This window comes from Acinetobacter sp. YH12233 (assembly GCF_013417725.1).
Taxonomy (GTDB): Bacteria; Pseudomonadota; Gammaproteobacteria; order Pseudomonadales; family Moraxellaceae; genus Acinetobacter.
This window is the reverse complement of sequence record NZ_VPDK01000096.1, coordinates 1-1,019: the sequence shown is the minus strand read 5'-3', so window position 1 is coordinate 1,019 and position 1,019 is coordinate 1. Positions and strand designations below refer to the sequence as shown.

Here is a 1,019-nt window from a genome sequence, read left to right as displayed (position 1 = left end):
CCACTACCGAATAAACCTGCATTTATTGCCTTATCTTGCTCTGCACCATTAGATCCTACTCCTACTGACATGTTAAAAGTTCAAATTACTTTACCCCACTCAAAAGCAGAAATTGGCTTGAAATGGCTGACATCAGAAATACCTGCCTTGGCAGAATTACTCAAGGCACTGGCAACATGATCCGTATTGATGAAATCTGGTTGTCTACTCAGCCCATGGACATGCGTGCAGGTATGGATACGACCATGGCTCAGGTGGTGAGAGCCTTTGGCTACATCAAACCGCATTGTGCTTACCTGTTCTGTAATAAACGTGGCCATCGCATGAAAGTGTTGGTACATGATGGACTGGGCATCTGGCTGTGTGCCAGGCGGCTGGAACAGGGAAAATTCCACTGGGCTAAAGTTCACCAAGGTGAAACCGTGGCCCTCAGCCCGGAACAGTTACAGGCATTAATCCAGGGTTTGCCCTGGCAGCGCATTGGACGACAGCAAGTGGTAACAATGCTCTAAACCAAGCTCGGCTATTCTGCTATTCTCCAAACGTTCTATTTCCTCTGCGTCATGACCTCAGGCATACTGCGGTCATGAATACGCTGCCTGACTTAAGCCAACTGACCCATGAACAACTGCTGGAATTTACCCGGCAGTTGGCGATGCAGCATCAGTCTCTGGCACAATCAAATCAAGAATTAGAAAAATCAAACCAGCAATTGGATGCCAAAGTTCAGCATCTTTCTATTCTCAATCAAAAATACGAGCATGAACTCGCACTATTTAAACAGCACAAATTCGGCAGTAAAAACGAACATCTCACTGCAAAACAAATCCATCTCTGGGATGAAGCGGTCGAAGAAGATATTGCAGCCGTTGATCTGGAACTGGAACGGCTGAATGCAGATAAAACCGATGCAGCGACACACAAAGCCAAAGCAAATAAACCTAAACGTCGACTGCTGCCCGATCATCTACACACCATTCGTATTGAGCATGAACCAGCATCAACCCAATGCAGTTGTG

Annotated in this window: 2 protein-coding genes and 1 pseudogene; all 3 read left to right on the top strand. The window is 46.3% G+C overall.

Annotated features, from left to right (window positions below; genetic code table 11):
* Positions 1-180 (top strand): annotated as a pseudogene (locus FTV12_RS16420) (IS66 family insertion sequence element accessory protein TnpB); the annotation flags it as partial.
* Positions 177-512 (top strand): IS66 family insertion sequence element accessory protein TnpB, encoded by a 336-nt coding sequence (tnpB, locus tag FTV12_RS16415; protein ID WP_179991004.1) that lies wholly within the window; start codon positions 177-179, stop codon positions 510-512. The pseudogene FTV12_RS16420 and the gene tnpB, both read left to right, overlap by 4 nt.
* Positions 513-586: 74 nt before the next feature.
* On the top strand, positions 587-1,019 hold a 433-nt coding region (locus FTV12_RS16410), incomplete at its 3' end, for a transposase (RefSeq protein ID WP_218949156.1).